The sequence below is a fragment of the Janibacter sp. CFPM2_SD2 genome, from assembly GCF_057364645.1.
Genome location: NZ_JBNFOF010000200.1, coordinates 1 through 5,724 on the forward strand (window position 1 = coordinate 1; position 5,724 = coordinate 5,724).

Genomic DNA, 5,724 nt, shown 5'->3' on the forward strand with positions numbered 1-5,724 from the left:
CGGCGAGGTGGATCGGCAGGTTGCGGTTGGCCGTCGTCGCGAGCGGGCCCCAGATGCAGGCCCCCGTGACACCGATGAAGGTCATCGCGACGCACACCGCGACGATCGACGAGTCGGGGGTCATCAGGCGCGAGAGGACGAAGAGCGTCACGGCGAAGCCGCCCAGCCCCAGCGTCGGCAGCACCCGCGGGTGGATGCGGTCGACGAGCTGGCCGACCGGGCGGGCGAGGGCGATCGATGCGATGGCTTGCGGCGCCATGAGCAGCGCCGCCTCGGTCGGCGTGTAGCCGCGCACGCTCTGCAGCCACACGAGCAGGGGGAACATCATCGCCGTGACCGACAGGCCCATCGTGGTGATCGCGAGGTTGGACAGGGAGAAGTTGCGGTCGCGGAAGAGCCCGAGCGGCACGAGCGGCTCGGCCGGGCCGCGCGCCTGCCACACGACGAAGCCGACGAGCACGAGCACCCCGGCGCCGATGAGCATCGGGACGGTGAGCGGTCCGACGATCTGGCCCCAGTCGTGGCCCTCGCCCTCCTGCAGGCCGAAGATCACGAGGAAGAGGCCGATGGCCGACAGGCCCACGCCGACCCAGTCCATCTGGTGCGCGTGCTGCTGCAGCCGCGGCACGAGCCGGGCCGCGGCGACGAAGCCGATGATCCCGACGGGCACGTTGATGAAGAAGATCCACTCCCAGCCGGCCGAGTCGAGGAGCAGGCCACCGAGCAGCGGGCCGACGAGGAAGGCGACGCCGGCGGTCGCACCCCACAGCGCCATCGCGGACCCGCGCCGCGCGGGCGGGAAGGTGCGGGTGATGACGGCCATCGTCTGCGGGGTCATCATCGACGCACCGAGGCCCTGGACGACGCGTGCGCCGATGAGCCAGCCGATGGTCGGGGCAAGCCCGCAGGCGAGCGAGGCGAGGGTGAAGATCGCCAACCCGGTGAGGTAGAGCCGCCTGGGCCCGAAGCGGTCGCCGAAGCGCCCGGTGATGAGCAGCGGCACCGCGTAGGCGAGCAGGTAGGCGCTCGTCACCCACAGCACCGGCTCGATGCCCGTGTCGAAGGACTCCATGAGGGCCGGCGTCGCGATCGAGACGATCGAGACGTCGACGAGGATCATGAAGAAGCCGACGACGAGGGCCCACAGCGCCGGCCACGGGTTGTCGGGGAACTCGTCGTCGCTGAGCACGGGCGCCTGGCCCGCCTGGGTCGTCATGGGAAGGACGCTACGCCCGAGGGCTGACAGTCCCGCCATGCGTCGTCGGGAGGCGGGGCCGGGCCCACCGGCCTAGGCTGCGCAGGCGTCAACGCCGACCGAAGGGAGTGCCCGTGCACGACGTCCTCGACGACCTCGAGACCGCCTGGCACGCCGGTCGGTCCGTGGGCCTGGCGACGCTCACCGGCACGTGGCACTCCGCCCCGCGCCCCCCCGGCGCGACGATGCTCGTCGACGAGGACCGCGCCGTCGGGTCGGTCTCGGGCGGCTGCGTCGAGGGGGCCGTCTACGAGCTGGCCCGCGAGGTCGCGGCCGAAGGGAGCCCGGTCCTCACCCGCTACGGGGTGAGCGACGGCGACGCCCTCGAGGTGGGCCTGACCTGCGGCGGGCAGCTCGAGCTCTTCGTCCAGCCGGTGTCCGCCACGACCTTCCCGGAGCTGCCGGAGGTCGTCGCCGACATCCGCTCGGGCCGACCGGTCGCCGTCGCGACGGTCATCGAGCACCCGGACCCCGGCCTCGTCGGCCGGCGGCTCGTCGTGCGGCCGGAGGGCGACTCCATTCCCCCGGTCCCTGAGGAGCGAGGCCGCCCGCGGCCAAGCGTCTCGAAGGGCACCTCCCTTCGAGACGGTCGCGGGGCGACAGCCCACGCGGAACGTGGGACCCACTCAGGGAGCGGGAAGCTCAACACCCGACAGGTCGCGGCGCTGACCGACGACGCCCGGGGGCTGCTCGCCCAGGGCCTGTCCGAGGTCCTCACCTACGGGCCCGACGGCGAACGTCGCGGCGAGGGCATGCGCGTCTTCGTCGAGGCCTTCGCGCCGCCGCCGCGGCTCATCGTCTTCGGCGCGATCGACTTCGCCTCGGCGATGGCCGACCAGGGCCGGCTCCTCGGCTACCGGGTCACCGTGTGCGACGCCCGGCCGACCTTCGCCACCGCGGCACGGCTGCCGGGTGCGCACGAGGTCGTCGTGCGCTGGCCGCACGAGTACCTGCACGAGGAGGCCGAGGCCGGTCGCATCGACGCGCGCACGGTCCTCACCGTCCTCACCCACGACCCGAAGTTCGACACCCCCCTCCTCGAGGTCGCCCTCCGCCTCGAGCGGGTCGCCTACGTCGGCGCGATGGGTTCGCGCCGCACCCACGACCAGCGCCTGGCGCAGCTCCGCGAGGTCGGCATCACCGACGAGGAGATCGCGCGGCTCAGCTCCCCCATCGGCCTCGACCTCGGCGCCCGCACCCCCGAGGAGACGGCCGTGTCGATCGCCGCCGAGATCATCTCGCTGCGCTGGGGCGGCGCCGGCTCGCGCCTGTCGGACCGGGGCGGCCCGATCCACCACCCTCACTCCTGAGGCCGGTCCACGTCCTGCCCGGTCGCGAGGTCGGCGCACTCGACGGTCTCGGCGTCGTGCCGCCGCAGGTAGTCCGCGGCCCCACGGTCCCCGTCGAGCTCGGCGACGAGCGGCGCCCAGTGGTCGCGGCCGATGAGCACCGGGTGCCCCGGCCTGCCGTCGTACACCGCCCGGCGGAGGGAGCCCCCGCCCACCTCTCCCCCGAGCAACCGCCGCGCCACGGCAGCGGTGACGTCCGGCAGGTCGACGAGGTGGACCAGGGCGGCGTCGGCCTCACCCTCGCCGAGCACTCGCAAGCCATGACGAAGGGAGTGACCCACCCCCTTCGCCCAGTCCGGGCAGTGCGTCCACGCGGTGTGCGGCAGGTCCAGCTCCGCCTGCTCCCCACTCGCCCCCAGAACGACGAGCGTTGCGGCACAACCCCCTTCGTCCAGGACGGACACCGCCCGGGCCAGCCATGACGTGCCGTCGGGATCGGTGACGAGGGCCTTGGGCCGGCCCATCCGCCGGCCGGCGCCGGCGGCGAGGAGGAGTCCGTGGACGAGGGCCATGCGCACGACTGTAGGGAGGTGCCGGCCCTTCGAGACGCTTGCAGAGCAAGCTCCTCAGGGACCGGGGGCGCGCATTGCCCAACGGCAATGCAGCGTGGAGTGAGCATTGCCGTTGGGCAATGCGGCGTCCTTGACCGGGGACTGAACGCAGGTTTAGCCTGCTGAACATGAGTTCAGTCGACGATCGGACCGGGCGGGCGCGGGTGCGCGATGCCGCGCTCGAGCTCTTCGCCGAGCGCGGCGAGGACGCCGTGACGATGCGACAGATCGCCGAGCGGGCCGAGGTGTCGCCCGCACTCGTGGTCCACCACTTCGGGTCGAAGGCCGGCCTCCGCGAGGCGGTCGTCGAGCACGTGCGCGCCTGGATGGACGAGCTCTTCGACCTGTCGACCGACACCGACCTCGCCGAGGACATGCAGGCCGCCGAGTGGTCCTCGATCGGCGAGATGCTCCAGCAGGCACTGCCGGAGGGCTCCCCGATCGTGCCCTACCTGCGCCGCCTGCTCATGAGCGGCGACCCGCTCGCGACCGAGCTGCTCACCGCGTGGCACCGGCGCACCGTCGAGGTCTTCCGCATCTGGGACGCCGCCGGCAAGCTCGTCGCCGGCCCCGACCCCGAGATGCGTGCGGCGCTGGCGATGTCCTCCGACCTCGGCACCCTCTTCCTCGCCGACCACTGGCGCCAGATCCTCGGCGTCGACCCGCTCCACGGAGAGGGTCTCGCCCGCTGGGGCGACGAGGCGATGCGCTTCTATGCGGCAATCTTGCCCACACCCGATACAGCCGCAGACGGCGACATCGGGACCCCACCCCCTTCGTCCGAGGAGTCCGCATGAGCGACGCCGTCATCCATGCCGAGGGCCTGCACAAGACCTACGGCAGCACCCACGCCCTCGACGGTCTCGACCTGCACGTCGAGGCCGGCGAGGTCCACGGCTTCCTCGGGCCCAACGGCGCCGGCAAGTCGACGACGATCCGGGTCCTGCTCGGCCTGACCCGCGCCGACGCCGGCCGGATCACCGTGCTCGGCGGCGACCCGTGGCGCGATGCCGTCGCGCTGCACCGCGCCTGGCCTACGTGCCCGCCGGCGTCACCCTCTGGCCCGGTCTGACCGGCGGCCAGTGCATCGACGTCCTCGGGCGGGCGCACGGCGGACTCGACGACGGGCGGCGACGTGACCTCGTCGAGCGCTTCGACCTCGACACTCGCAAGCGCACCCGCGACTACAGCACCGGCAACAAGCAGAAGGTCTCGCTCATCTCCGCCCTCGCCGCCGACGTCGACCTGCTGCTCCTCGACGAACCGACCTCCGGCCTCGACCCGCTCATGGAGCAGGTCTTCCAGGAGTGCGTCCGCGAGCGCGTCGCCGAGGGCACGACGGTGCTGCTCTCGAGCCACATCCTCGGCGAGGTCGAAGCCCTCGCCGACCGGGTGAGCATCATCCGCGCCGGCCGCACCGTCACCACCGGCACCCTCGCCGACCTGCGCCGCAGCACGAGCAGCCGGGTCCACGCGGTCACCGACGTCTCCCCCGGGCTCACCGGGGTCGCGGGGGTCACCGCCCTGGACGAAGGGGAGGTCGACGGCCGCGTCGAGACGCGCTGCCACGTCGAGGCCCAGGACGTCGCCGAGGTCGTCGGCCGGCTGCACGCCGCCGGGGTGCACACGCTGACCATCGAGCCGCCGAGCCTGGACGACCTCTTCCTCGAGCAGTACCGGGGTGAGCCGGCTTCGAGGCTCGCCGGCGCTCGCACCTCAGCCAGCGAGGGTGCGGGTGAGCAGCGATGAGTGCGCTCAGCATCGCGGGGGTCGGGACGAGCCTGCGGGTGCAGTGGCGCACCGGGTGGAAGGCCGTCGTCGGTTGGGTCCTCGGCCTGACCGCGATCGTGCTGCTGACGACGACGTCGATCACCGGCCTCTACGACACCCCCGACAAGCTGCGCTCCTACGCCGAGACGACGGCCGGTCCCGGCATGCGGGTGCTCAACGGCGCTGTCGCCGGCACCGACACCCTCGGCGGCGTGCTGGTCAACGAGCTCGGCTTCGTCGTCGCCTTCGGCATCCCGCTGCTCGCGATCGCCCTCACCGTCCGCGGCACCCGCCGCGAGGAGGAAGCCGGGCGCCTCGAGCTGCTGCTCGCCTCGCGGGTCGGCCGTCAGGCCCCGCTCGTCGCGGCGGTCGTCGTCGCCCTCGCGGCCCTCGTCGGCCTGGGGGTCCTCACGACCCTCGACTTCGTCGCCGCCGGCGCGCAGACGAGCGGTCGATCGCCTACGGCGCGGCGCTCGCCGCGCTCGGGGCGGTCTTTCGTCGGGGTGAGCGCGGTGCTCGCCCAGGCCTTCGGTTACCAGCGCAGCGTGTGGGCCGCCAGCCTCGCGGTGGCCCTCGCCGCCTACCTCGTCCGCGGCGCCGCGGCCATCGACGAGGCCCGGCCCTGTGGGCCACGCCGCTCGGCTGGTACGACAAGTGGCGGCCTTCGGGGAGACGCGAGCGCTCCCCTTCGCCCTGAGCCTGGGCACCACCGCCCTGCTCCTCGCCCTCGCCCTGTGGCTGTCGACCCGCCGCGACGTCGGCGGCGTCAGCTCGTGCCGCGCGGACCGGGCCGCCGCCG

General features: G+C 73.4%; 5 protein-coding genes and 2 pseudogenes. 5 read left to right on the plus strand and 2 right to left on the minus strand.

Annotated elements, in window-relative coordinates; all coding sequences use genetic code 11:
- Nucleotides 1-1,216: DHA2 family efflux MFS transporter permease subunit (locus tag AC2W7J_RS15160; protein WP_485983405.1), on the minus strand; the 1,216-nt coding region annotated here is incomplete at its 3' end.
- Nucleotides 1,217-1,329: 113 nt separating this feature from the next.
- Between AC2W7J_RS15160 and AC2W7J_RS15165 the strand changes: the two genes are divergently transcribed.
- On the plus strand, nucleotides 1,330-2,565 hold the full coding sequence (locus tag AC2W7J_RS15165; RefSeq protein WP_485983407.1) for an XdhC family protein: 1,236 nt from the start codon (nucleotides 1,330-1,332) through the stop codon (nucleotides 2,563-2,565).
- Here the strand turns inward: AC2W7J_RS15165 and AC2W7J_RS15170 are convergent.
- A complete protein-coding gene (locus tag AC2W7J_RS15170; RefSeq protein ID WP_485983409.1) occupies nucleotides 2,556-3,116 on the minus strand; it encodes a nucleotidyltransferase family protein in 561 nt (186 codons plus the stop codon). The genes AC2W7J_RS15165 and AC2W7J_RS15170 overlap by 10 nt on opposite strands.
- Nucleotides 3,117-3,283: 167 nt before the next feature.
- On the opposite strand from AC2W7J_RS15170, the gene AC2W7J_RS15175 reads away from it, so the two are divergent.
- The 4 genes and pseudogenes from AC2W7J_RS15175 to AC2W7J_RS15190 form a co-directional block, all read left to right on the plus strand.
- On the plus strand, nucleotides 3,284-3,952 hold the full coding sequence (locus tag AC2W7J_RS15175) for a TetR/AcrR family transcriptional regulator (RefSeq protein ID WP_485983410.1): 669 nt from the start codon (nucleotides 3,284-3,286) through the stop codon (nucleotides 3,950-3,952).
- Nucleotides 3,949-4,367 (plus strand): annotated as a pseudogene (locus AC2W7J_RS15180) (ATP-binding cassette domain-containing protein); the annotation flags it as partial. The gene AC2W7J_RS15175 and the pseudogene AC2W7J_RS15180, both read left to right, overlap by 4 nt.
- Nucleotides 4,368-4,373: 6 nt before the next feature.
- A complete protein-coding gene (locus AC2W7J_RS15185) occupies nucleotides 4,374-4,904 on the plus strand; it encodes an ATP-binding cassette domain-containing protein (RefSeq protein WP_485983412.1) in 531 nt (176 codons plus the stop codon).
- A pseudogene (locus AC2W7J_RS15190) lies at nucleotides 4,901-5,724 on the plus strand (hypothetical protein); the annotation flags it as partial. The gene AC2W7J_RS15185 and the pseudogene AC2W7J_RS15190, both read left to right, overlap by 4 nt.